This window comes from Caballeronia sordidicola (genome assembly GCF_002220365.1).
GTDB lineage: Bacteria > Pseudomonadota > Gammaproteobacteria > Burkholderiales > Burkholderiaceae > Caballeronia > Caballeronia sordidicola_C.
In genome coordinates this window covers 33,007-54,303 of sequence record NZ_MTHB01000159.1, presented here as the reverse complement: position 1 = coordinate 54,303, position 21,297 = coordinate 33,007, and the positions used below count along the sequence as shown (strand labels likewise).

The window sequence follows — 21,297 nt, the reverse complement described above, 5'->3', positions numbered from 1 at the left end:
AACGGATTGCCGCGACCCGAACGGTTGCGACTCAAGAGGCGAACCGGCCCGGCATGACCTGACCCGTTGCGGGCGCGTTGGATCCCGCGCGGGCCGTGACCTGGCGCCGTGCCGAAGAGTCTCATACCGTAGAAGCGCGATCGGGCGTGGAGGTAGCGGGGATGGCCGGCACTGATTGGGTCGCCGCGTTCGTGTTGCGCGCACCGTCAGGATCGGGAATGAACACATAACCCTGGCCGCGCACGGTCTGCACATGGCGCGGGCTGGCCGGATCTTCCTCGATAATTCTGCGCAACCGCCAGATAGGCACGTCGAGGCTGCGGTCGCTGAAGGTGCTGTCGTCGCGATGCACAAGGTCGTGGATCAGCACGCGAGACAGGACCTTGTACGGATGCCGTACGAGCACCTTGAGCAACGCGAATTCGCTGTCGCGCAGCGGGATGCGCTCGTTGCCGCTTACCAGCGCGCGCGTGACGAAGTCGAGTTCGAAGCGGCCGAAGCGTTCGCTTGCGCAGGCTTCGGGCCGTCCTGTCGATGCGGGCGCGCGCCGCCGCAATACCGTGTCTATACGGGCGAGCAGTTCGCGCGGATCGAAGGGTTTGGCCAGGTAATCGTCCGCGCCGAGTTCCAGCCCTTCCACCTTGTCCGTCACGCTGTCGCGCGCGGTGACGAAGATCACGGGGATGTCGTCACCGGCGGAGCGCACCTGGCGAAGTGCCGCGAGGCCGTCCATGTCCGGCATCATGATGTCGAGCACCACGATGGACGGGCGTGCATATTCCAGCCGCCGGCGCAGGCCGGTGCCATCGTGAAGGACGGAAACGTCCAGCCCGCGCGCTTTCAGGAAGCGGCTGAGCAGGTCGCATACCGCCGGGTCGTCGTCGACGATCAATACGGATGTAGTCATGGTGAAATTTTAGCTGGCATCTAAAACCTACGGTTTTTCATCTACTCAAAGATGGTTACCGATTCTTACCCAAAACCCTTGCAAAAATGACCGGGAAGGGCGGGTTGAAAAGCCTGTATGCGTTGACCCGGGCGGCTAAGCGCTTTGGTCAGATCTATTAAGCACTTCCCTGCCGTGCAATTCGATGAAAGAAGCGGAAAGGAATCAGTGTCGCGAAAAGGCGCTTTGGCGTCTTAGAATGAATCGCATGACCCATCATGTTCTTCTCGTCGACGACGACCCCGTAGTGCGCGACCTCGTTCGCGAATATCTGCAAGGCAACGGCCTTGCAGTTTCGGTGCTGCACGACGGTACGGGTCTTAAGCGACGTCTCGATGTCGAGCGGCCGTCAATTGTCGTGCTCGACGTGATGATGCCCGAGCAGGATGGCATCAGTGCGTTGCGCGAATTGCGTGCGGCCGGCGACGACATCCCCGTGATCTTCCTGACGGCTCGCTCAGATGTGATTGACCGCGTGATCGGCCTCGAACTGGGCGCCGACGATTACCTGGCCAAACCCTTCGATCCACGCGAACTGCTAGCCCGCATCCGTACGGTCCTGAGACGTCGCGACGCGGCGGCGCCGGGCGCGCCGGAGGACCGGCCGCCTTACCGCTTTGGCCCCTATGAAGTCGATTTTGCCGCGCGTGAGCTGCGTCACAACGGGGAACGGGTGCCATTGCGATCCGGCGAATTTGCGACGCTGAAGATCTTCGTGAAAAACGAAATGGTGGTGCTCACGCGTGCGCAGTTGAACGAGAAGCTGCGCGGTCAGGCCGGAACGTATAGGGACCGCAGCCTCGACGTGTCCATATGGAGGTTGAGGCGCTTGCTGGAAGCCGATCCATCCGATCCCCGCTATGTCCAGACGGTCTGGGGACAGGGCTACATTTTCGTGCCGCACGGCGAGACCGGCGCCGTAGAACGGGCGATCCGGCGGGCATCGACCGAAGCGTGAACGAAGCGCCGAGTCTTGCAGGGTTTTGTCCGCAAAAAGCCGCTCGCGAATATGTATCCGCTGAAATGATCCGTTACCAACTGCATCAGTTATTTCTTCTGTACCCGCATAAGATCAGTTCCATAGTCCCGACCACGGGATCTGGAGAACTCAAATGAAACGCGTAGCAGCAGTGTTGGTGTTGGCCGGAAGTCTTGCCATGTCGGGTCAGGCGTCTGCGCACGGGGGTGGCGGAGACGGCGGTGCGGTTGTGGGCGCACTGCTGGGCGGCGCCGTGATTGGTGCACTGGTGGGGTCCGCGGTGGCTCAGCCGGTCTACGCACAACCTGTCTACGCGCAGCCGGTGTATCAGCCGGTTTATGCGCAACCTGTTTATGCACAGCCGGCCTACCAGCCTGGTCCGCCACCGGGATACTGCTTTGACGACTATCGCCGTGCTTATGTACCGTGCGGCCCGCAACCGCAGGCGGGGTATTACCAGCAACAAGGCTGGTAAGTCCTAGCCGCTTCGCAATGACAAAACCGGGCTGACAAGCCCGGTTTTTTTGTTTTGAACGCCCTGAAATCAACCGACATTCGGGGCAAAAGCTGGTCAAAGAGCCACTCCAAGGTCACATGTACTGCTGGCACAGGATTGCCGAAACGCCCGCCAGGCAAGCGTTACCGCTTATACAATAGCGGCATGTGCGGCATGCCCCTTGCACTAGCTTGAGAGCGAGCGTTGCGACTTGAGTCCTGCGCAACGCACTCAACGGAAGTTCAAGGAGGCGGCAATGAAACACGTGACGAAGAAGATTTTGGTGTCTGCGCTGGTGCTGGGTCTGTCGGGCGGTGTCTATGCGCAGGCGGGCGGGGGAGGCGGTGCGGGCGGAGGCGGCGCTGGAGGCGGTTCAGCAGGCGGAGGCTCGGCCGGTGGCGCAGGCGTGGGCGGCGGCGGTGGAATGGGTGGGGCCAATGCGGGTGGCTCCAACGGGGCGGGAATGAGCGGTGCCCCGGGGGGTAACGCAGTGGGTGGCGGGATGGGTACGGGAACAGGCTCCACGCCTAACATGAAGAGCAATGGTTCCAGCGCAAATAGCAACTCGACCACTGCATCGCCAAATGGTAGTGGGACAATGTCGAAGCCGCAGTAACAGGATCGGGCGTTTCGCTTGGCCCTGGGTAATCAGGCTTGAGGGGTCTGCCAGTTGCTGGCTGCTGGCAGATCTGCCCCGAGCGCGATCTGACCAACCGTGGCGCGAGCGAACCCAATCTTGGAGCCCTGACGCTTTGCACTCTTCGGATTCCGCTGCTCTCGACTTGCCATTGCCGTTGCGCAATTTCGCCGCGACGCGGCGGATCCTGCTAGTCGTGCTGGCGGTATCGATCCTGGTTCCAATCGTATTCCTGCTTGGCTACGGTTATTACGATTACCAGCGCCGCATGACCGAATCGGACGATATCGCCGACCGCGTGGCCCGCGTCGCCGACGAACAAGCCGTCAAGGTGCTCGACCTCAACCGCGAAATCTCGACGCGTATTGTGGAAATGCTCGCCGATAGCGACGACGCCCAGATCCACGCCAATCAGAAAGCCATCCATGATCGCCTGAGCGTGATCGGCGAATCGTTTGCCCAGGTGGCGGGCATCACCATTTTCGGCGTGACGGGTGAGATGCTCGCCAGCAACCGCTACTTTCCGGTGCCGGCGGTCTCCATTGCCAATCGCGACGACTTCATCTCTGCGCGCTCCATCCGCCCGGACCCCTATTTCTCCCTACCGCTGCTCGGCAGCGTCCAGCAAGCTGATGTATTTACGACCAGCGTCGGGCGTAGCCTGAACGACGGCCGTTTTGCGGGCGTCGTGTCGATCGCGCTCAAACGCGATTATTTCGCAGGCTTTTATCGCGATCTGTCGAATGGTGAACCCGGCATGAGCGTCGGCCTGTTTCGCCGCGACGGCGGCATTCTCGTGCGCGAGCCGCCCAACCGCGCCGGCATCACGCACGCCCGCGACGTGGCTTTCACCAGCGCCATGCGTAACAACGAGCTGTTCGGACGCTTGCGGATACGCTCCAGTATTGACGGCGTGGAGCGCGTGGTGGCGTTTCGTCGCGTGGGGGATTACCCGCTCTACGTGACAAGCGCCATTCCGACCGACGCGATCTTTGCGGAGTGGCGGCAGCACTACACGTTGATCGCCGTGATTACGGCGGCTCCGTGCGTCGCGGTCTGGCTGCTCGTGCTCTTTTCGTTGCGCCAGTTGCAGGCGCAACAGGCCGCATGGGAGCGCTGGCAGGCGGAAGTCGCCATGCGGCTCTCGGCCGAGGCATCCAGCCGGCAGTTGCGGCGCATGGGTGCGCTCGGCAATCTGGTCGCCAACGTGGCGCACGACTTCAATAATTTGCTGATGGTGGTGGCGGCGAACATGGAGCTTGCGCGGCGCAAGAATTTCAATGGGCTTGAAAGGGAAGTCCTGGCCGTGGAGCGCGCGACCGCTGGTGCCGAAGCGCTCGCACGACGCCTCCTCAGCGTCGCACGCAAGCAACCGCTCAAGCAGGAGCCGATCGATCTGGCTGTCTGGCTGCCCGCGGCGGCCGGGCTGATCGAAACGGCGGCTGGCGAAAAGGTCCAGGTGAAAGTGCAAGTGCCACCGGACATGTGGCAGGTTCGCGCGGACGCCACGGAACTTGAGTTTGCGATCATCAACATTGCGGTGAATGCCCGCGATGCAATGCCTCGCGGCGGCCGTTTTGTCATCCGCAGCCAGAACGTTCGCGTGACGGCCGACAACGTTTTGCCCGACGGTGAATACGCGCTGCTCGCTTTCACCGACAGCGGTGACGGCATGCCCGAAACGACCGCACGGCGTGCCTTCGAGCCGCTTTTCACGACCAAGCTGAGCGGCTCAGGCACGGGCCTCGGGCTGGCGCAAGTGCAGGCGGCATGCGAGCAGGCGGGTGGCACCGCGCGCCTTGACAGCGTGCTGGGGCGCGGCACGACCGTGCGGCTTTATCTGCCCCGATACCACGGTCCGGCCGCCGCGCCGGTGACTGCACCGAACGACGCAACCCACACGGCGGATACGGCGGATCCGTCGGATACGCCGGATTCGCCGGATTCGCAGGACAAGGCTGCGCCGGCACGGCTGCATCCGGGTTCGATCTTGCTGGTGGAAGACAACGAGGAAGTGGCGGCGGGCGTGGCAGCGGTGCTCGCGACCTTTGGCTGCGACGTGCGTCACGAACTCACCGCCGACAAAGCCTTCGACTTGCTCAACGAAGGCAGCCGCTTTGACCTGGTGTTGTCGGATATACAAATGCCTGGCCGGCTAAATGGCATCGACCTGGCTGAAAAAGTGCGCGGCACCTGGCCCTCACAGCGGATCGCCCTGATGACCGGTTATGCCGACGAATTCGAGCGCGCGCGCCATACTGGGGTGACCATTCTCGCGAAGCCATTCAATATCGACGAACTGCGGGAACTGGTACTGCGCTAACTCATCGACACGCCATTCGGGGCGAAAAAGTCGGCGAGTACTTCCGAGACACGCCACATCGGACACGGGCGGCGGCAATGACCGTCGAAGCCTGCCTCCTGCAATACCGGGACGCAATCCTCCGGAAGGAAGTTGCTCAACGCGAGAAGCAGGGTGCCGGCGTGGCGGGGGTTATCGCAGAGCCTGCGCACGAAACCGCTGTGCTCGCCCGTTCCCAGGCGGGTATCGATCATCAACGCCTGCGGATGCCAGTCTTCGATCAGCATCGTCAGCGCGTCCACGTCCCTCACGTGCTGCGCCGCCAGTCCCTTCAAACCGAGCAGCAACACGAACGACTCGCCGATCATCGGGTCGCGGTGCGCGATCACGACACGCCGGGCGGGCATGAGCGTGGGCAGGCGCTTGGGCTGCCATAAAGCGAACTGTTCCTGGTCCGCTTCAAAAGGGCGTCGTGTCACGGATTCCTCGAAAGTGAGGCGATCGGTTAGCCAACGAGTGACGCGTCGGAGAATCGAAAGCAGGCGGCAGCGGGCTCAACCGTGTTCAGGCTTGGTCGCGGGGGCGGCAATTGCACTGTTGTTGTCCATTGGAAGTGCGGTCGGCCCCGAGTAAGGACAGCAAAAACCGGTCCGCGCCGGGCGTGGAGGCAAGGCGCCATGCAATGAGAGGGAGTTGGGGGGATATTGCTGCAGAGCGCTGAAGCGGAGCGTCAGTCGCCGGTCGTTTCGGTGTTGGTGCCGGCATCGGTGCCCGAGCCGAATTGCGGAGCGAACGCCTTGGCTCGCAGGCTGATCTTTTCCGCGTAGGCTTTCGAGCCGCCGTAGCTCTTCAGGGCTGCGCCCACATCGCCACGAGCGGATTGCACATAACCGTGGAGAATCGCCGATCCCGCTTCAATATTCGCGGTGGCTTCCGTCAGGTCTATGTTGCGCACGAGTTGCTTGTGCGCGGCCGGCACGACCTGCATCAGCCCGGTTGCGCCATTGGCGCCGCGGGCTTTTTCCTTGAAGCGGGATTCAACGGAGATGATGGCGAGGAGGAGGGCGGGAGGGAGTGAGTATTTCGATGCCGCTGACATGACCGCGGCCGAAATCTGCTCAGCTTTTGCCCGCGCGACGCCGAACTTCTGGGAGATCAACTGGGAGATCAACTGGGAGACCTGATGAGTGGCCTCGACGGTGGCGTCGCTGGCTGCTGCATCTTGCTGGGCGGCTTCCGGGGCACGTTCCTGAGCCACCGCGCCCTGCATCGGTCCTAGCGTCGCGCCGAAGGTCAGCGCAGCGAGCCAAAGGAGTCTGCTCATGGGGAAGTGGCCTCGGAAGGGAAGGTCGCATTATACCGATGAGAAAAATCCTTGCAAATCATGTGTTTGCTGGGTCGCCCAAGCGGGTCCGGGCGCCGTCGGCCAGTACTGGGCATGCCTGCCGGCGTGCTCAGCCACTCACTACCGGCGCCGCCGCGTGGGCGAGCGGCCGGACGCAGTCGCGCCCTGCGGCCTTCGCTTTGTAGAGCTGCTGGTCGGCGGCGGCGAGCAGGCCATACGCACCGCCCAGGCCCGGCGGCGATGCCGTCGCGCAACCTATGCTGATGGTCACCGTGCCGAGCGCGCTGGCCCGGTGGGGGATCGTGCAGGCCTGCACGCCCTGCCGGATCGCTTCGGCAATATGCCGTGCGCCCTCCAGGGGGGTATCGGGCAGCAGAACGACGAACTCTTCGCCCCCGTAGCGCGCCGGGACATCGCCCGGACGGCGCACAGTCGTGGCAATACTGTGCGCGACGGTGGCGAGCGCGTCGTCGCCGAGTGCGTGGCCGTAGGTATCGTTGTAGGCCTTGAAATAATCCACGTCGATGAACAGCACCGACAACGGCGTGCCCGCCCGGCGTCCGCGGCGCCATTCGTCGTCCATGCGTTCGTCGAACGCGCGCCGGTTCGGCAGGCCGGTGAGCGCATCCGTGCCGGCCAGCCGGACGAGTTCCTCTTGTGCGCGGGCCCGCTCGCGCAGCGACAGCGCAAGCAGCCACGACACCGCGACGAAGCTCATCCCCGACAGCAGCGTCAGCGCGCCGACGACCCGGCTGCGTTCGCGCCACTGTCTTAACACATCCCCTTCGGCCGGCGCCACGACCGCGATAAACGGTGTCCCCGGCACATGTGAGAACGTGTAGAGGCGGCGCACGTGATCGACCGGGGAGATGGCCGCGTACGATCCCGATGTGGCATTCACCATGCGCGAGAAGGTGGGCGAGATGGCGACGTTGCGCCCGACCAAGTCTTCGTGGAAAGGCTTGCGGGCGATCATCGTACCGTCCTGATAGACGATAAAGATCGACCCCTCGGCGCCGACGTTGAGTTTATCGAGCAGTGAGTTGAAATACGCGACGTTCATTGCCAGCAGCGCGATCCCGGCGAACGAACCGTCGGGCGCGTTGACGCGCCGGCTCATGCCGATTGTCGGCGTGCCGCGCAAACGCGACGCAAACGGATGCGAGAAGAACAGGCCGGTCGAGGGGCTGCGTTGCTGGGCGTAGAAATATTCGCGGTCGGCGAAAGAGGCCGCGAGCAGGGGGACGTCCTTGCTCGCCGCCGTGACCCTGCCGTGCGCGTCCAGCACATAGGCGCCGGTGATGTAGGCCGCGGAGATCGCGCGGTCGAAGAGAATCTGGCCGCGCAGGGCGGGCGAGAGTGCCGTCATGGCCGGGTTCTGCGCGCCTTCGACCATCGCGTTGAGGGAGAGATTGTAGATTTCGACATTGCGGGCGAGGTCGCTGCTGATGATCGCGACGAGATTCGCCGATGTTTCATGGGCGTGGTCGAGCACGCCCTGGCGCCCCTGATACAAGGTCGCTATGGACAAGCTCGCCATCAGCACCGCGACCACGGTACCCACGACACCCGCGACCATCGGATGGCGGGAGAGCGCGCTTGCCATCCCGACCGCCGTCCAGCGAGACCTGATGCGGCGCTTCCTTAAACCTGCCGCTGGGGGAGAGGCGGGGTTCATCGCGCTCGGCTCACAAGGCATGGGCGGCGAAGACGATGCCTGGACCGGCGGCACGGAGCGCGGTGCGGCGCTGGGCACGCACTGTCATGCAGCGGTTTGGATTTCGGGTTTGGCATCGCGCGGGAGGTTCGATCGGGAGGCTCGCCATTCTTGGCTGGCCGCATTGTATCGGCTTGAACTTTCGTGACGGTTTTGTCGACCGGCAAGATTATCTGGGTTCGTCCTTTCTGTGGACCGGTGTGGACCCTTGATCCGTGTCGATGCGCATGGCAGAAGCGGCCCGGAAGTATCCCTTCACGCTGCCGGGGAAAGCTTACAAATTCATTTCGAGCATGGTAGCCTCCATTCGTCTTTGGGGAGTAGCCGGCTTCCACTTGCTGGAAGCGCTCATGTCAACACGCTTGGTTCAATCGAACCGTGGCATGAGCCGCCGTTAGCTTTTTGGTTGGCAAGACCATCGATGTATCGGCGAAACCGGTCGGGCTCGCCGCTGCATCGTATGTTCTTGCCCGGCCCGAACGCATAACCACATCCTGACATCCCCATGAATATTGCTTCTACTCTCCTGCTCGCCTTCGCCATGTCGACAGACGCCTTCGCCGCTGCGGTCGGCAAGGGCGCCGCCCTGCATCGTCCGCGAATTCGCGAGGCGCTTCGTACCGGCCTGATCTTCGGCGTGATTGAAGCCATCACGCCGCTGGTTGGCTGGGCGCTAGGCAAGGCCGCCGCTCCGTATGTCGCCTCGTGGGATCACTGGATCGCGTTCAGCCTGCTGCTCGTGCTCGGCGTACGTATGATCACCTCGGGCCTGCGCGCGCCCACGACGGAAGTCGAGAAGCCCAACAGCCACGGTTTCTGGCTGCTGGCGCTCACCGGGTTCGCCACGAGTATCGACGCGATGGCGGTGGGAGCGGGACTCGCTTTTATCGATGTGAATATCTTGTCGACCGCCGCGACTATCGGATTGGCGACGCTGATCATGGTGACCCTGGGCGTGATGGTCGGGCGTTTTCTGGGCAAGGCCGTGGGGCAGCGCGCCGAGATTGCGGGCGGGGTCATTCTTGTTGTTATCGGGTCGGTAATCCTGGCCGAGCATCTTGGCTATATGAGTTGAAGTAGCGGATGACGGTCGGCATGCGGTAAGGCTCCTTCTTGTGCGCGGAGACCCTTGCCGCTACCGCGTTCAATGTCTCGAGTAGAGCGCACGTCCGTCGGTCGGTGCCGGCAGCCGGGCTGAGAGTGCCAATGCCAAGACGAGCGCCAAAATGAGGGTCTTGTTGATCGTCAGGATGCTTAATTAATTAATAAGGGTTGCGAAATAGCTGCGCTTCGGATGCATGCGATTGCGTCATGGCAGCATCCTTTCCATCAGGCGGTCGCGGTCTACCAACTGATGTTTGAGCGCACCGGCCACATGCAGCACGATCAGTGCGATCAACACCCAGGCACTGATCGTGTGTACCGTGAAGAAAATTTTTCGCAAGCCGGGGTCGTCCCAGGCCCACATTGGGAGCGGGATGCCCCAGAAGCGCGTGCTGAACTTGTTGAATGACGAGCCAAGATAACCCGTTAGCGGCATGACGATCATCGCCACGTATAAAAGACCTTGCGTCACGCTTGCGGCGGCGCGTTGCCATGCGGGCATTGGCGGAAGCGGAGGAGGGCCTGCAACCAGGCGAACCACGATGCGAATCAGCACAAGCAGGAAGATGGTGATCCCAAGCGACTTGTGGAAGTTGACCAGGCTCGATTTGAAAGCGAGGTCTTTCGGCAGCCCGACCATGTAGAGACCAATGCCGAGCATGACGATGATCGCCAGCCCGATTACCCAGTGCAGAGCGATCTGCGCGGACGAATAACGCGGCACGCCGGCGATTGGATCACGCGGCGGGGCGGAAGAATTCGCGATGTTCATGTCGCCTCCTTCGGTTGGTTTCGCGGTGGGCCGCGACTCGCCTTTTCCCTACGGGTTGCTCCACGGGATGTTCCACATTACCCCAATTGGATTCATCCGACGAGAAGCAGCCCCACATGAGCAGACCAGATACCGGAAGACTTCCTGTTCCTGTTCCTGTTCCTGTTCCTGTTCCTGTTCCTGTTCCTGCGACCGAGACCGAGACCAGGAAGACACCTGTTTCTTAAAAATTAACGACGGTGCGTACGCCGACCACCGCTTCGTCATGCACGCGCTCGGATGGATTCGCGGGGTTAGGAATTCCTCCGGCCGGCCGGAACGCGTATTGAAAGTCGGCCTGCAACTGCCACCACGGCGCGACCTGGTACTGATAGGTCGCTTCAATGATCGTTTCAGCACTGCGCTGCGGATACCCCGGTGGGAGAACGATGCGGTATCCCGATCGAGGCCCTGCGCATTCGACCCGATCCTGGCGTAGCCAATAGCCAGTCCGGCAATATCGTTATCCCGGCCCTTGAACGGCGCTTTCAGCGTGACGCCCGCGTTCACGCCGAGGTCGACCAGGTTGCGGTCACCGGGCGCGCCCATCGCGCGGGCGAATACACCGGCTGACTGGGGGCTGTCCGCGCCTGGACGCCAGATCATCTGATCGGCGACGGCGTAGACGCCGTAGTCGCCGCGATGACGTGCGGGAATTCCGTTGGACGCGGGGTTGGCAAGCGACAAGCCGTTCGTGTCGTGCTGCAGGTCGGCGAAGTTCTGGGAGTTGTACCAGAGGCCGAGTTCATAGGTGCCTGGAAGTCCGCTTGGCTGAGGCGCTTTCGCATCGGCCGGCGGCTGATTGATCGCATACTGCACTTGCGCAATGAACAACGCGCCGTTGCCCAGATTGAAGTTCGTGCCGTGACTATCCTGCTTTTGCGGATCCCCGCTATTGCTCCCGGCCGGGTTGCCGTCGAACACACCTGCGAGCACGGTCACTGCGTCCGATGGCTTCGCCCTGAAACGAGCGCCGAGTGAGGACAGCGGGTAAGCGGGGCCGCCCGAGGGCAGGTCGACGGACGGCAAGACGGGCCAGCCGAACGTAGCGTTCATGAACGGCGTGGCGTACTGGCTGACCATGAATTCCTGATCGAGACTTTGCTGGCCAAGCTTTACATCGACCCGTCCGTCAAGCAGGGACTGCTGGTACCAAAGCTCCCACAGTCGAGTGCTTGCGTCTGCTTCTATGCCACTTGCAGACTGTAGCGTGAGCAGCGTGTGCTGGCTCAGGTTGCGACCATGAATTTGCAGGCCGGAGACGTTGAACGTACCGCCCGGCAGGCCGAATGCTTTCGATGTATCGATCTGGAGCGAAGCTTGGGTGAGGCCGTCATACGCACCTTCACGCGCCACGCCACCGGACAGGTTACGCAGATATTCGCTGGTCTCTTGCACGCCGAGGGTGACGCCGTAATTACCCAGCCATGGTCGCAGCCCTCCCATATCCCCGAACAAGGTCGAGCGGTCCCAAAGCCCGGTTGGCGCCGGTGCTGCTTGCGTGTCAGCGGGTTGTGCGTCGGCGGTGTCTGCGCCCGGTGCGTCGACACTCGTCTGTGCGGCAGCGGTGGATAGCGCGCCTAGCGACACTAATACGGAAACCCCGTTGCGAACACTTGATCGTGCTCTGCTTGATAGGCGCGGTGCTTGCGCAGCGCAGGACGTTGGCGTTGGCGTTGGCGTTTCTTCAAGAAAACTCGAAAGCAAATTCTTAAGGTTTTTATTCATGGTGTGTGGAGAGATAGATGGTTTTACGATCTACATTTTTTTCTCGGTAAAAGTGCAAGGGCGGGTGGAAAGGCGAATGAGGAAGTGAGTGCGTGCTGCGGCCGCTCTCAGACGAACCACCAGCTCAAACGCACTGCGCGTTCGAGTTCGTCGCCTACTGAGGTAGCGGATAAACCGCCTGTGATAACAACGGCTGCAACGGTCAGCGCGATGAGCAAGCAGACTGTCGGCGTGAGCGAGCCGCCGGCGTAACCGGTCTTACGCAGCAGGGCACGAACGACGCCAGCCCAGAAGCGGCGTGAACACATTTTGTCCGGCGTAGTCAGGTAAAGCTCGGCCCAGCCCGACGATGGGTTGCAAGCGAAGGTGTGGTGGGCCGGCCGTAATACCGGACGGATGCGCGAGATAAGCGAAATGACAAACATGAGCAGACTCCCGTCCAGCTCGACTGGATCGAGCGACGTGCCAAGACATGACGCGGCCTTGCAAGCGAACTTGCAAAGAGCGATCAGACAAAGGGGAGCGTGCTGCAGACAGACGGGCCTGAGGCCGGTCCGGGATGAAGCGCGCTAACCCGACGAGGCGAGTTAGCGGCTAAGGAGTTTTCCTGTGACGCTATCTCGCGGATGCTTCGCCGGCGCTGGCCGGCATCGAACTTCCACTACTAGGGCATGTGTCCACGAGGGACTCCTTTTTGATGAGACGGGCGGATTGTATTCTCGAGCCAAACTTATTGGCAAGTAAAAATGGCGTCAGAAAATGACGCCATTAACTCAGTGAAAAGCAGTCCCGTCCAACGTCCGATTAAGCCGGGAACAAAGCTGACGTCATTCAGTAATTCGTTTCATTATGCTTACGCGCACATTGCTCGCATATTCCTGCTAGCGTGAAAAATGATCCGCTAAGGGTGCAGTAACCACGAATCAACAGCGCATTAACCACGCGTCAAAACTATTTCTGCTCTGCTTAACGAATAGGGTTGACTCGACATTTAGCGCGCGCCTAGAATCCGGGCATCGTCACAAACGGGGCCAATGCCTTGGACAGTTGTAGTAGTCGACCTTCGAAGTTTTTCTCTGCCTGACCGGCAGGACGTTCGCGCTTGATTCCCTAGCCGCCGTCTTGCCAGCAGGCAGACGGTGCGCGCCGCAGTAAATACTCCGTGCACCTTGAAACAGCGTATTGACGCCAGGATTACCTGCGTCCATACGAATCGCGTTGCGAGCTGACACTCGTGACTGGTTCCGCTCGCGCCTTTGAAAAAAGAAAAGTGCGCCGTGCGGATGATGACGTGCGTGCATACGCAAGAAAGGAGCCGCCATGCCGGACAGTGACAGTTATCCCATACGCCGCAGCACCTTCACTTTTGCCAGGGAAGGCGAGTAGATCCTTTTCGTCACACGCACTGCGTGTCCGAACTTCGTTCTGCTGGCTTTCCAACCACTGAAAAGCCGCTTTGTCGGAGAAGCATCATGAACTTCGGTTTGCTCGTCTCACACCTTCCGCACGTCCAGGAATCGCGCCTTCACTACAACGGCATGCTGGCTCTGGAATCCACCAGCCGGCATCGCTGCGCTAACGCATGGCGCGCATTCCGCAAATTCGTGTTTCACGCCTGATTAACGTTCCCGCGTACACCGTCCGGGGTCTCCTGAGCTTCATCAAAGGATGACTCACGTCGGTCGTACACGGGATAAGCACGGCACATCCCTATCGGCCACGCATGCTTTCCGGAAAAATAATAATGTCCACTCCATCCCAAGTTCTACCACCACGCAGCGCTGTGCTCGATGATGCGCACGTTGGCGACATCAAGGGCGCACTCGGCACGATCGCCCAACATGACACAGGTGCACGCACCAATTGGTGGGCGCGCATCCGCACGCTCCTGGCCGTTCTCGGACCCGGCCTGATCGTGATGGTGGGCGACAACGACGCCGGTGCTTTCGGCACCTATACGCAAGCAGGTCAGAACTACGGAACAACGTTGCTCTGGACGTTGCTGCTGCTGGTTCCTGTTCTATTCGTCAACCAGGAAATGGTGCTGCGTCTGGGAGCCGTTACCGGAGTCGGTCATGCCCGTCTGATCTTTGAACGCTTTGGAAAATTCTGGGGTGCCTTTAGCGTCATCGACCTGTTTATTCTAAACGCGCTCACAATCGTGACCGAGTTTATCGGCATCACGTTTGTCCTTGATTTCTTCGGCATTTCCAAAATACTGGGTGTGTGCATTGCCGCAGCGCTGACTATGGCGGCCGTGAGTACGGGAAGCTTCAGACGTTTCGAGCGGTTTGCGATTGTTCTTTGTCTGTTGAGTTTGCTGCTCGTTCCCGTGCTCGTGTCGATCCACCCGCCCGTGTCGCAGATGGCAAGCAACTTCTTCGTGCCGACCTGGCCGGCACAGTCGAAGCTGAGCGACGTGATGTTGCTCGTGATCGGTATTGTTGGCACCACCGTTGCACCGTGGCAATTGTTTTTCCAGCAAAGCTATGTAATCGATAAGCGTATTACGCCGCGCTTCATGAAGTATGAGAAGGCCGACCTGTGGATCGGTATTGTCTTTGTGATGATCGGCGGTGTGGCAATGATGTCCTTTTGCGCGGCGCTTTACGCCGGCAAGCCCGAGTTCGGTAACTTCACCGACGCAGGCGGGGTGATCGCGGGCTTGAGCAAATACGCGGGACGCACGAGCGCCACGCTGTTCGCCGTGGCCTTGCTTGACGCATGCATCATTGGTGCTGCTGCGGTGTCGCTGTCAACAGCCTATGCCATTGGAGACGTATTCAAGATTCGTCACTCGCTGCACCGTGGCGTGTCGGACGCAAAAGGTTTTTATCTGGTTTATTTCGGTATCGTAGCTGCGGCCGCAGCACTCGTGCTTATTCCCGGCAGTCCGCTGGGACTGTTGACGGAAGCCGTGCAAACACTCGCGGGCGTTTTGTTGCCTAGCGCAACGGTTTTCCTGCTGTTATTGTGCAACGACAAAGCGGTGCTGGGACCGTGGGCCAACTCGAAGAAGCTCAATGTTTTCACGGGCGCTGTTATTTGGGTTCTGGTGATGTTGTCGATTATCCTGACGGCATCCGTTGTGTACCCCGATATCACCGGCGAGACCATTCTTGAAGTGCTGGGTGGTGGAACTGCATTGGCCGTGCTCGGATATCTCGCCATGGTGGTCTTTCGCAAACGTGGCCACGAAGCATCGGACGGCGCGCAGGGACGCACCGGGCAGCGCTATCTGAAGGAAACGCAGGAAACGCGGAATACGCGGGATACGCGGGATACGTGGCGCATGCCGGCGCTTGATGAACTGCCGCCGCCGAACCTCACGCTGACAAAGCGGATCTGGATGGGTGTGCTTCGCGCTTACCTGATCGTGGCGGTTGGGCTTGTGGTGGTAAAGGTCGTGCAGATGATCTGGGTGCACTGACAGCAATGTGCGGGTGTGGCTGCGTGCGTTACGACGGAGTCGTGCCCATTCTCTTGGGTCATGGTGGGCTGACGTGTTTCATCGCAAGTTCATCAAGCTGGTTGAAGCGCGCAATCAACGCAATAGCCGACGAAGGATTGGCGATGGACCAAAATCAGCTTCGCCGCACAATCAGCCTGACTCGCCGATTCATAGGGCTGCTTGTTCTTCTGCTATTCGCCATTCTCAATCCCACTACGCGCTCATTCGCTCCCAACTTGATTCACGTGTCGGCGCAATCGCGTGTCAGGGTTGAAAAACACTGGGTCGTCACCGGCTATTGCCGGGTATATGGAAAATATTGCCTCGGCAAATTCATGGGCAGCATGTAGGTCGCTTGCATCGTGCAGTCACCAGCAAGCACACGAGCGACTAAAAATCTTCTTGTGCACGCGACTCCCCTGGACTGAGCAACCGGTCGTTGATCGCTTGTTGTTCGCGGCTTCGCGTGAGAATCCAGCGATGGAAAACGCGGCAGTGCGGCTGGTCGAAGCTGCTCGCCTGCCAAGTCAGGAAATAGGGCGAGGGCAGTGCAACGCCGACCGGAAACGGCAACACGAGACGGCCCGCGGTCAGGTCATCTACGATCATCGATGTCTGCGCCAGCACGAAGCCATGACCTTCAATGGCGGCCTGTATCGCGAGGCCCGACAACGAAAACACCAGGCGATTGCCGCGCATGTCCTCCGGGCATTCAATGCCTTTAGCCGCAAACCATTCGCGCCAGGACGGCGGCGAGGAAAACTTGGGAAACCAGTCTATCGACAGCAACGGGTAAGCAAGAATGTCGTCCAGCTTGCCGAGCGCTCGCCCGGTGTTGAGCAACCGAGGGCTGCATACCGGTACGACACTGTCACGAAACAACTCCACCGTAGTGCCTGCATGATTGATGCGCTCGCCGTAGGTAATGCGAAAGTCGATCTCGGGGCCATCGGGCGATGGCTCCGAATGCGTGCCGTCCAGATATACATCCAGTTCCGGATGTTCGCTTTGCCACTCGTAGATGCGCGGCGCGAGCCACTTTGACAGTAGCGAGGGCAGCGCACTCACGCTGAGGCTACGCCTGTTCCTGACTCGCTCTATCTCCGCACCCGCCACGCGCAGGCTTTCGAACGCCGCTGCGCAGGTCTCGTGATATCGCTCGCCGGCTGCAGTCAGGCGAAGCCGCTTGCCTTCTCTCGCTAGCAGCCGCATGCCCAATGAATCTTCCAGGATCTTGATCTGCTGGCTGACCGCGCCCGGCGAGACGCCCAGCCGACGCGCTGTCTCGACTACTCCCCCGCAACGGCCCAGGGTGTCGAATACCTGCAACGCTCGCAGCGGCGGAAGTGTGTCCATGGTTGGCGGGGGAGCCCAAGTCGTTTTAGAAATTCTAAACGATGCCAAAGCTTTAGCCCTCTGTTCTTTTCAATTTTGAGTTCCTAAGCTGGGTTCCGAGGGATTGGCCGGATCGAACAGCCGAAACGGCTGTCATCCGAATGGAACGGAGAGGGCAATGTTCTTAAGAAACGCGTGGTATGTGGCGGCATGGAGCAGCGAGATTGGCGACGGCTTGCATCCGATGACCCTGCTTGGCGAGCCAGTGGTTTTGTATCGCAAGCCTGGCGGCGCGGTGGTCGCGCTGGAAGACGCTTGTCCGCACCGGAAGCTGCCTTTGTCGATGGGACGCCTGCAGGACGGCCAGATTGAATGCGGTTACCACGGCCTTACGTTCGATTGCTCGGGAAGCTGCGTGCGAGCACCGGGCATGGCGAGAATTCCACCGGCCGCGCGAGTTCGAAGCTACCCCGTTGAAGAGCGTTACGGCCTGGTCTGGATCTGGATGGGCTCGGCGCAGCAGGCGAATGCGGACACTATTTTCGCAGTCGAAGAATGGGGCGACCCTGCCTGGGGCATGAACCAGGGCGATGCAATGACGCTCGCGTGCAACTATCTGTATGTGACAGACAACCTGCTTGATCCATCTCATGTCGCGTGGGTTCACCCGTCCTCGTTCGGCAACGCGGCGTGCGAATCCGAGCCGTTGAAAACGACGGTGACCGATGACGGGGTAGTCGTGTCGCGCTGGATGCGAGACGTGGATGTGGCGCCCTTCTACGCGCGCTTCGTGAAATTCTCGGGACGCTGCGATCGCAAGCAGCATTACGAAGTGCGGTTTCCATCGCATGCGATCATCAAGGCGGTGTTCACGCCGGCCGGCACCGGTACCGACGAAGGCCCGCTGCACGAGCACGTCTTCCTGATGAACTCATACAACTTCATGACGCCGATCGATGAATCGAACACGCGCTATTTCTGGTTCCAGATGCGCAACTTCGATCAACGCGATGAAAACGTGTCGCGTCAGTTCAACGAGGACGTTCGTCATGCATTTGAAGAAGACCGCGTGATCCTGACGGCCGTCCACGCGGGCATGGCGAACAGGCGGACGCCGAATCTCGATCTGCCGCTCGACGCCGGGCCGTTGCGCTTTCGACGCAGTTTGCAAAGGCTGATCGACGCGCAGACGCAGGCTCAGGAGCCTGCCGCGCTCGAGCGCGTGCGCTAGCGATGCAAGAGGCAACAGAACCGCGAGCGTTCAAGCGGATGCGCGTAGCGGAGCTGCAGCGGGAAAGCAGCGTCATCAAATCGTTCGTGATTGAAGCGACGGATGGTGCGTTGCTGCCGGCTTTCCTACCGGGACAATTTGTTCAGGTGCGTCTCACCGGGTCGGACGGGCAGCGCTTGCTGCGGCATTACAGCCTGTCCGGCGATCCTGCCGAGCGCACTCGATGGCGTATTTCGGTCAAGCATCAACTGGCGCCACCGGATCGGGGCGAACTGCCTGACGGGGTGGTATCGAGCCATTTACACGGGGTTATCGAGGCGGGCGCTACGCTTGATGTGGCCGGTCCAGCCGGTGGGTTCGTACTCGATGAGCTTGGCGATCGTCCCGTCGTGCTGTTAAGCGGTGGTGTTGGCGTGACGCCGATGCTCAGCATGTTGCATCGTTTGTGTGCGACATCGCAACGCCGAGTCTATTTTATCCACGCATGCGAAAACGGAAGCGTGCATGCTTTCCGGGACGAAGTGGCAAGCTTGCAGGCGAGCCGGGAGGGTGTTCTGACGCATATCTGTTATCGCACGCCGGAGCCATCGGACGTTGCAGAGCAGCGCTTCAATAGTCACGGCCTGATCACGCGCGAGACTCTGCAGCGCCTGCTGCCGCTCGACGACTACGACGTTTACCTGTGCGGCCCAACGCGCTTCATGCAGTCGAACTTCCGGTTGCTGCGAAGCCTCGGTGTCGACGAAGCCCGTATCCGGCATGAGTTCTTCGGGCCCGCCTCGGCGCTTGAGCTGGACGAGGTCGACATGCCGTCTTCGCCCGAGCCTTCGGCTACATCTGAAGCATATGAAGCGGGCATGCCCACGGTTTGTTTCATGCCCTCCGGCAAAACCTCTGCATGGGACCCGTCATGTCATTCAATGCTGGATTTTGCCGAAGCTGAGGGCTTTAAACCACCGTTCAGTTGCCGCGCTGGATTGTGCGGGAGCTGTGCCAGCCGGTTGATCGACGGTACCGTCGAATACTTCGAGCAACCGCTTGATGAGCCGCGCGACGGAGAAATTTTGCTGTGCTGCGCAAGGCCGTCAACTGCAGTCACCATACAAATTGATTAGCAAAGCAAACTAGTCTGCCGCCAGCGATTCTAAATTTTTGGAAAGAGAACATGAACCGGTATTTTATTGAAGCCCCAGGGTTCACCGCCCAGCGAGATCGTTTTATCGAAGCTGCGCGGGCTGTCGGCGCCGAGCTTGCGGAGTTCGAGCATCCAATGCGCGGCCCCCGCCGTGAAATGCTCGCCACCGACGTAGCGGTGATCGGCGATCCGCTTGCGCCCAAGCGGTTCATCGTCGTTTCTGGTACGCATGGCATCGAAGGGTATTACGGCTCGGAATCGCAGATCGCATTCCTTTATTCAATGCAAAAACGCGCGTTGCCAGCCGACGTCTGCGTGGTCATGGTGCACTTGATCAATCCTTGGGGAACGGCCTGGTTACGTCGAGTGAATGAGGACAACGTCGACCTCAACCGGAACTACGTTGCGTTTAATGAGGCGCTGCCGGACAACGCGCGCTATGAGGCTTTTCACAGTATCTATTTGTGCTGCGATCTTGACGGTCCCGCTCGCCGCCGTGCCGACGAACGGATGGCAGAGGAGATTAAAAGACTGGGTCTAGCTACGGTCATGAGCATTGTCGAGGCGGGGCAGTACGCTCATGCCGACGGCATTTTCTTCGGCGGCCAGCATGCGACCTGGAGCAACCGTACATTGCGGGCCATCGCAAAGCGTTTTATGGAAGGCGCGCATACAGCAATGTGCTTCGACCTGCATACGGGAGCAGGGGCGTTCGGTCATGCGATGTTGATGGCGGTGGCGCAGGAGAGCTACCCCGCACTCGCCAAGTCACAGTCGGTTTTCGGCCCCTGGCTCTACACAGTGATCACCGGACCTGCCGCCACGACCGATTCAGGAATCGCGGCGACCGCGACCGGCTACACGTCACAGGCGCTGCTGGATGCACTGCCCGGCATGGACCTGATGCAGCTGGTTATTGAATGCGGGACCTACGACGGCATCAGGGGACATCGCGCGCTAAGAGACGATCACTGGCTGCATTTGTATGGCGATCCTGAAGACGAAACGGGACGCCGGATCAAGGCTGCGTTGGCGGAACATTTCTACCCTGCGGATCAGGACTGGCGTGAACTCACCCAGCTACGCACGCGGCAGATTTTTGAGCGTGGGCTGCGGGCTTTGCAGGCAGCCTAGCGACTGAGCCTCGAGCAACGCCAAAAACGCACAACCCGCTTTAGCAGCGGTTTTATCAACCTTAGCCGGCAACGCATTCAACGATGCGGCTATTCCGTCGAACTGGAGCATCATGAAAAAGGCACTTGCTGGTATGGCGTTGTTACTCGCCGCGTTCTGCGTGCAAGCGAAAGACGCAAGCGAACTGCGCTTTGGCGTTGATCCGACCTATGCGCCGTTTGAATCGAAGGCGCCATCGGGGCAACTCGTGGGCTTCGAGATCGACCTGGGAAACGAAATCTGCAAGCGGCTCGATGTCAAATGCGTCTGGGTCGAAACGGGGTTCGACGGCATCATTCCAGCGCTGCAGGGTCGCAAGTTCGATGCCATCCTGTCTGCGATGTCGATCACCCCGAAGCGCGAGGAACAGGTCGCGTTTTCCGTGCCGCTGTTCAATACGCCTAGCCGGCTGATTGGAAAAGAAGGGGCGAATATCAAGCCGACGGTGGATTCGTTGAAGGGCAAGAAAGTCGGGGTCGCACAGGGCTCGACGCAAGAGGCCTACGCGAAAGCGAACTGGGCGCCAGCCGGGATCGAGGTCGTGTCGTACGCGAACCAGGAGCAGGTGTTCACGGACCTGCTGGCCGGCCGTATCGATGTCACGCTGACCGACATGATCGCCGGCAGCCAGGGGTTTCTCAAGACGCCGCGAGGCAAGGGTTTTGCATTCGTTGGAGATCCGGTGAGCGACGCGAAGACCTTGGGCAAGGGAGCAGGTATTGGCGTGCGCAAGGACGATACCGTGTTGCAGACGAAACTCGACCACGCGATCGACTCGATGAGGAAGGACGGCACGTATCAAAAAATCGAGCGCCGCTACTTTGATTTCGATATTTCGGGGAGTTGAAAATGTATGATCGGGCGAGAGGCGAACTCGCTCGCAGTGTGAGAGAGAGCGTTCGCGTGG

At 60.4% G+C, this 21,297-nt stretch carries 20 protein-coding genes, 1 pseudogene and 1 riboswitch; of the genes and pseudogenes, 13 read left to right on the top strand and 8 right to left on the bottom strand.

Going from position 1 to position 21,297, the window contains the following annotated elements:
* Window positions 1-121: 121 nt before the first annotated feature.
* Entirely contained in the window at window positions 122-907 is a 786-nt protein-coding gene (locus BSU04_RS23210) for a response regulator (protein ID WP_089162775.1), read from the bottom strand.
* Window positions 908-1,154: 247 nt separating this feature from the next.
* Here BSU04_RS23210 and BSU04_RS23205 point away from each other — a divergent pair, with 247 nt between their 5' ends.
* The 4 genes from BSU04_RS23205 to BSU04_RS23195 all read left to right on the top strand — a co-directional run bounded on the left by BSU04_RS23205 (window position 1,155) and on the right by BSU04_RS23195 (window position 5,381).
* Window positions 1,155-1,904: a response regulator gene (locus BSU04_RS23205; RefSeq protein ID WP_089162870.1), complete on the top strand. Its 750-nt coding sequence runs from the start codon at window positions 1,155-1,157 to the stop codon at window positions 1,902-1,904.
* A gap of 154 nt (window positions 1,905-2,058) precedes the next feature.
* Window positions 2,059-2,400 (top strand): hypothetical protein, encoded by a 342-nt coding sequence (locus tag BSU04_RS23200; protein WP_089162774.1) that lies wholly within the window; start codon window positions 2,059-2,061, stop codon window positions 2,398-2,400.
* A gap of 277 nt (window positions 2,401-2,677) precedes the next feature.
* A complete protein-coding gene (locus BSU04_RS46560) occupies window positions 2,678-3,037 on the top strand; it encodes a hypothetical protein (protein ID WP_179258411.1) in 360 nt (119 codons plus the stop codon).
* 136 nt (window positions 3,038-3,173) lie between these two features.
* Complete coding sequence (locus BSU04_RS23195) at window positions 3,174-5,381, top strand: hybrid sensor histidine kinase/response regulator (protein ID WP_256983241.1); 2,208 nt, start codon at window positions 3,174-3,176, stop codon at window positions 5,379-5,381.
* On the opposite strand, the gene BSU04_RS23190 is transcribed toward BSU04_RS23195, so the two are convergent.
* The 3 genes from BSU04_RS23190 to BSU04_RS23180 form a co-directional block, all read right to left on the bottom strand.
* A complete protein-coding gene (locus BSU04_RS23190) occupies window positions 5,378-5,839 on the bottom strand; it encodes a hypothetical protein (protein WP_089162772.1) in 462 nt (153 codons plus the stop codon). The genes BSU04_RS23195 and BSU04_RS23190 overlap by 4 nt on opposite strands.
* A gap of 251 nt (window positions 5,840-6,090) precedes the next feature.
* Window positions 6,091-6,684, bottom strand: a complete 594-nt coding sequence (locus BSU04_RS23185) for a transglycosylase SLT domain-containing protein (protein WP_089162771.1) — start codon at window positions 6,682-6,684, stop codon at window positions 6,091-6,093.
* Between the two features lie 130 nt (window positions 6,685-6,814).
* Entirely contained in the window at window positions 6,815-8,245 is a 1,431-nt protein-coding gene (locus BSU04_RS23180) for a sensor domain-containing diguanylate cyclase (RefSeq protein WP_256983237.1), read from the bottom strand.
* On the opposite strand from BSU04_RS23180, the gene BSU04_RS47835 reads away from it, so the two are divergent.
* Window positions 8,229-8,570, top strand: a complete 342-nt coding sequence (locus tag BSU04_RS47835; protein ID WP_179258406.1) for a hypothetical protein — start codon at window positions 8,229-8,231, stop codon at window positions 8,568-8,570. The two genes, BSU04_RS23180 and BSU04_RS47835, sit on opposite strands and share 17 nt — an antisense overlap.
* A gap of 155 nt (window positions 8,571-8,725) precedes the next feature.
* Window positions 8,726-8,905, top strand: a riboswitch (yybP-ykoY riboswitch).
* 22 nt (window positions 8,906-8,927) lie between these two features.
* Window positions 8,928-9,497 carry a manganese efflux pump MntP gene (gene mntP / locus BSU04_RS23175; RefSeq protein WP_089162769.1) on the top strand — a complete coding sequence of 190 codons (570 nt, stop codon included), beginning with the start codon at window positions 8,928-8,930 and terminating at the stop codon, window positions 9,495-9,497.
* Between the two features lie 234 nt (window positions 9,498-9,731).
* On the opposite strand, the gene BSU04_RS23170 is transcribed toward mntP, so the two are convergent.
* The 3 genes and pseudogenes from BSU04_RS23170 to BSU04_RS23160 all read right to left on the bottom strand — a co-directional run bounded on the left by BSU04_RS23170 (window position 9,732) and on the right by BSU04_RS23160 (window position 12,490).
* A complete protein-coding gene (locus BSU04_RS23170) occupies window positions 9,732-10,298 on the bottom strand; it encodes a cytochrome b (protein ID WP_089162768.1) in 567 nt (188 codons plus the stop codon).
* Between the two features lie 223 nt (window positions 10,299-10,521).
* Window positions 10,522-12,065: pseudogene (locus tag BSU04_RS23165) on the bottom strand (carbohydrate porin).
* 107 nt (window positions 12,066-12,172) lie between these two features.
* Window positions 12,173-12,490, bottom strand: a complete 318-nt coding sequence (locus tag BSU04_RS23160) for a hypothetical protein (RefSeq protein WP_089162767.1) — start codon at window positions 12,488-12,490, stop codon at window positions 12,173-12,175.
* 1,047 nt (window positions 12,491-13,537) lie between these two features.
* Here BSU04_RS23160 and BSU04_RS46550 point away from each other — a divergent pair.
* From BSU04_RS46550 to BSU04_RS23150, 3 genes are all read left to right on the top strand, one after another.
* Entirely contained in the window at window positions 13,538-13,684 is a 147-nt protein-coding gene (locus BSU04_RS46550; protein WP_179258410.1) for a hypothetical protein, read from the top strand.
* Window positions 13,685-13,809: 125 nt separating this feature from the next.
* Complete coding sequence (locus tag BSU04_RS23155) at window positions 13,810-15,495, top strand: NRAMP family divalent metal transporter (RefSeq protein WP_089162766.1); 1,686 nt, start codon at window positions 13,810-13,812, stop codon at window positions 15,493-15,495.
* A gap of 143 nt (window positions 15,496-15,638) precedes the next feature.
* The gene (locus BSU04_RS23150; protein ID WP_144021325.1) at window positions 15,639-15,866 is read left to right on the top strand and encodes a hypothetical protein; all 228 of its coding nucleotides are present in this window, start codon (window positions 15,639-15,641) and stop codon (window positions 15,864-15,866) included.
* Between the two features lie 40 nt (window positions 15,867-15,906).
* On the opposite strand, the gene BSU04_RS23145 is transcribed toward BSU04_RS23150, so the two are convergent.
* Window positions 15,907-16,872: a LysR substrate-binding domain-containing protein gene (locus BSU04_RS23145; RefSeq protein ID WP_089162764.1), complete on the bottom strand. Its 966-nt coding sequence runs from the start codon at window positions 16,870-16,872 to the stop codon at window positions 15,907-15,909.
* A gap of 157 nt (window positions 16,873-17,029) precedes the next feature.
* Here BSU04_RS23145 and BSU04_RS23140 point away from each other — a divergent pair, with 157 nt between their 5' ends.
* From BSU04_RS23140 to BSU04_RS23125, 4 genes are all read left to right on the top strand, one after another.
* Window positions 17,030-18,082, top strand: a complete 1,053-nt coding sequence (locus BSU04_RS23140) for an aromatic ring-hydroxylating dioxygenase subunit alpha (protein WP_089162763.1) — start codon at window positions 17,030-17,032, stop codon at window positions 18,080-18,082.
* A gap of 2 nt (window positions 18,083-18,084) precedes the next feature.
* Window positions 18,085-19,197, top strand: a complete 1,113-nt coding sequence (locus BSU04_RS23135) for a 2Fe-2S iron-sulfur cluster-binding protein (RefSeq protein ID WP_089162762.1) — start codon at window positions 18,085-18,087, stop codon at window positions 19,195-19,197.
* 50 nt (window positions 19,198-19,247) lie between these two features.
* Window positions 19,248-20,351, top strand: coding sequence for a DUF2817 domain-containing protein (locus tag BSU04_RS23130; protein WP_089162761.1), 1,104 nt, complete (start codon window positions 19,248-19,250; stop codon window positions 20,349-20,351).
* Window positions 20,352-20,463: 112 nt separating this feature from the next.
* A complete protein-coding gene (locus BSU04_RS23125) occupies window positions 20,464-21,237 on the top strand; it encodes an ABC transporter substrate-binding protein (protein WP_089162760.1) in 774 nt (257 codons plus the stop codon).
* Window positions 21,238-21,297: the final 60 nt, after the last annotated feature.

Bases quoted from the DNA above. Each gene is read 5' to 3' on its own strand.
- BSU04_RS23125 (WP_089162760.1), top strand. From the start codon at position 20,464: ATGAAAAAGGCACTTGCTGGTATGGCGTTGTTACTCGCCGCGTTCTGC.
- BSU04_RS23180 (WP_256983237.1), bottom strand. From the start codon at position 8,245: ATGGCGAGCTTGTCCATAGCGACCTTGTATCAGGGGCGCCAGGGCGTG.
- BSU04_RS23205 (WP_089162870.1), top strand. From the start codon at position 1,155: ATGACCCATCATGTTCTTCTCGTCGACGACGACCCCGTAGTGCGCGAC.
- BSU04_RS46560 (WP_179258411.1), top strand. From the start codon at position 2,678: ATGAAACACGTGACGAAGAAGATTTTGGTGTCTGCGCTGGTGCTGGGT.
- BSU04_RS23200 (WP_089162774.1), top strand. From the start codon at position 2,059: ATGAAACGCGTAGCAGCAGTGTTGGTGTTGGCCGGAAGTCTTGCCATG.
- mntP (WP_089162769.1), top strand. From the start codon at position 8,928: ATGAATATTGCTTCTACTCTCCTGCTCGCCTTCGCCATGTCGACAGAC.
- BSU04_RS23140 (WP_089162763.1), top strand. From the start codon at position 17,030: ATGTTCTTAAGAAACGCGTGGTATGTGGCGGCATGGAGCAGCGAGATT.
- BSU04_RS46550 (WP_179258410.1), top strand. From the start codon at position 13,538: ATGAACTTCGGTTTGCTCGTCTCACACCTTCCGCACGTCCAGGAATCG.
- BSU04_RS23170 (WP_089162768.1), bottom strand. From the start codon at position 10,298: ATGAACATCGCGAATTCTTCCGCCCCGCCGCGTGATCCAATCGCCGGC.
- BSU04_RS23185 (WP_089162771.1), bottom strand. From the start codon at position 6,684: ATGAGCAGACTCCTTTGGCTCGCTGCGCTGACCTTCGGCGCGACGCTA.
- BSU04_RS23130 (WP_089162761.1), top strand. From the start codon at position 19,248: ATGAACCGGTATTTTATTGAAGCCCCAGGGTTCACCGCCCAGCGAGAT.
- BSU04_RS23210 (WP_089162775.1), bottom strand. From the start codon at position 907: ATGACTACATCCGTATTGATCGTCGACGACGACCCGGCGGTATGCGAC.
- BSU04_RS23160 (WP_089162767.1), bottom strand. From the start codon at position 12,490: ATGTTTGTCATTTCGCTTATCTCGCGCATCCGTCCGGTATTACGGCCG.
- BSU04_RS23145 (WP_089162764.1), bottom strand. From the start codon at position 16,872: ATGGACACACTTCCGCCGCTGCGAGCGTTGCAGGTATTCGACACCCTG.
- BSU04_RS23150 (WP_144021325.1), top strand. From the start codon at position 15,639: ATGGACCAAAATCAGCTTCGCCGCACAATCAGCCTGACTCGCCGATTC.
- BSU04_RS47835 (WP_179258406.1), top strand. From the start codon at position 8,229: ATGGACAAGCTCGCCATCAGCACCGCGACCACGGTACCCACGACACCC.
- BSU04_RS23155 (WP_089162766.1), top strand. From the start codon at position 13,810: ATGTCCACTCCATCCCAAGTTCTACCACCACGCAGCGCTGTGCTCGAT.
- BSU04_RS23135 (WP_089162762.1), top strand. From the start codon at position 18,085: ATGCAAGAGGCAACAGAACCGCGAGCGTTCAAGCGGATGCGCGTAGCG.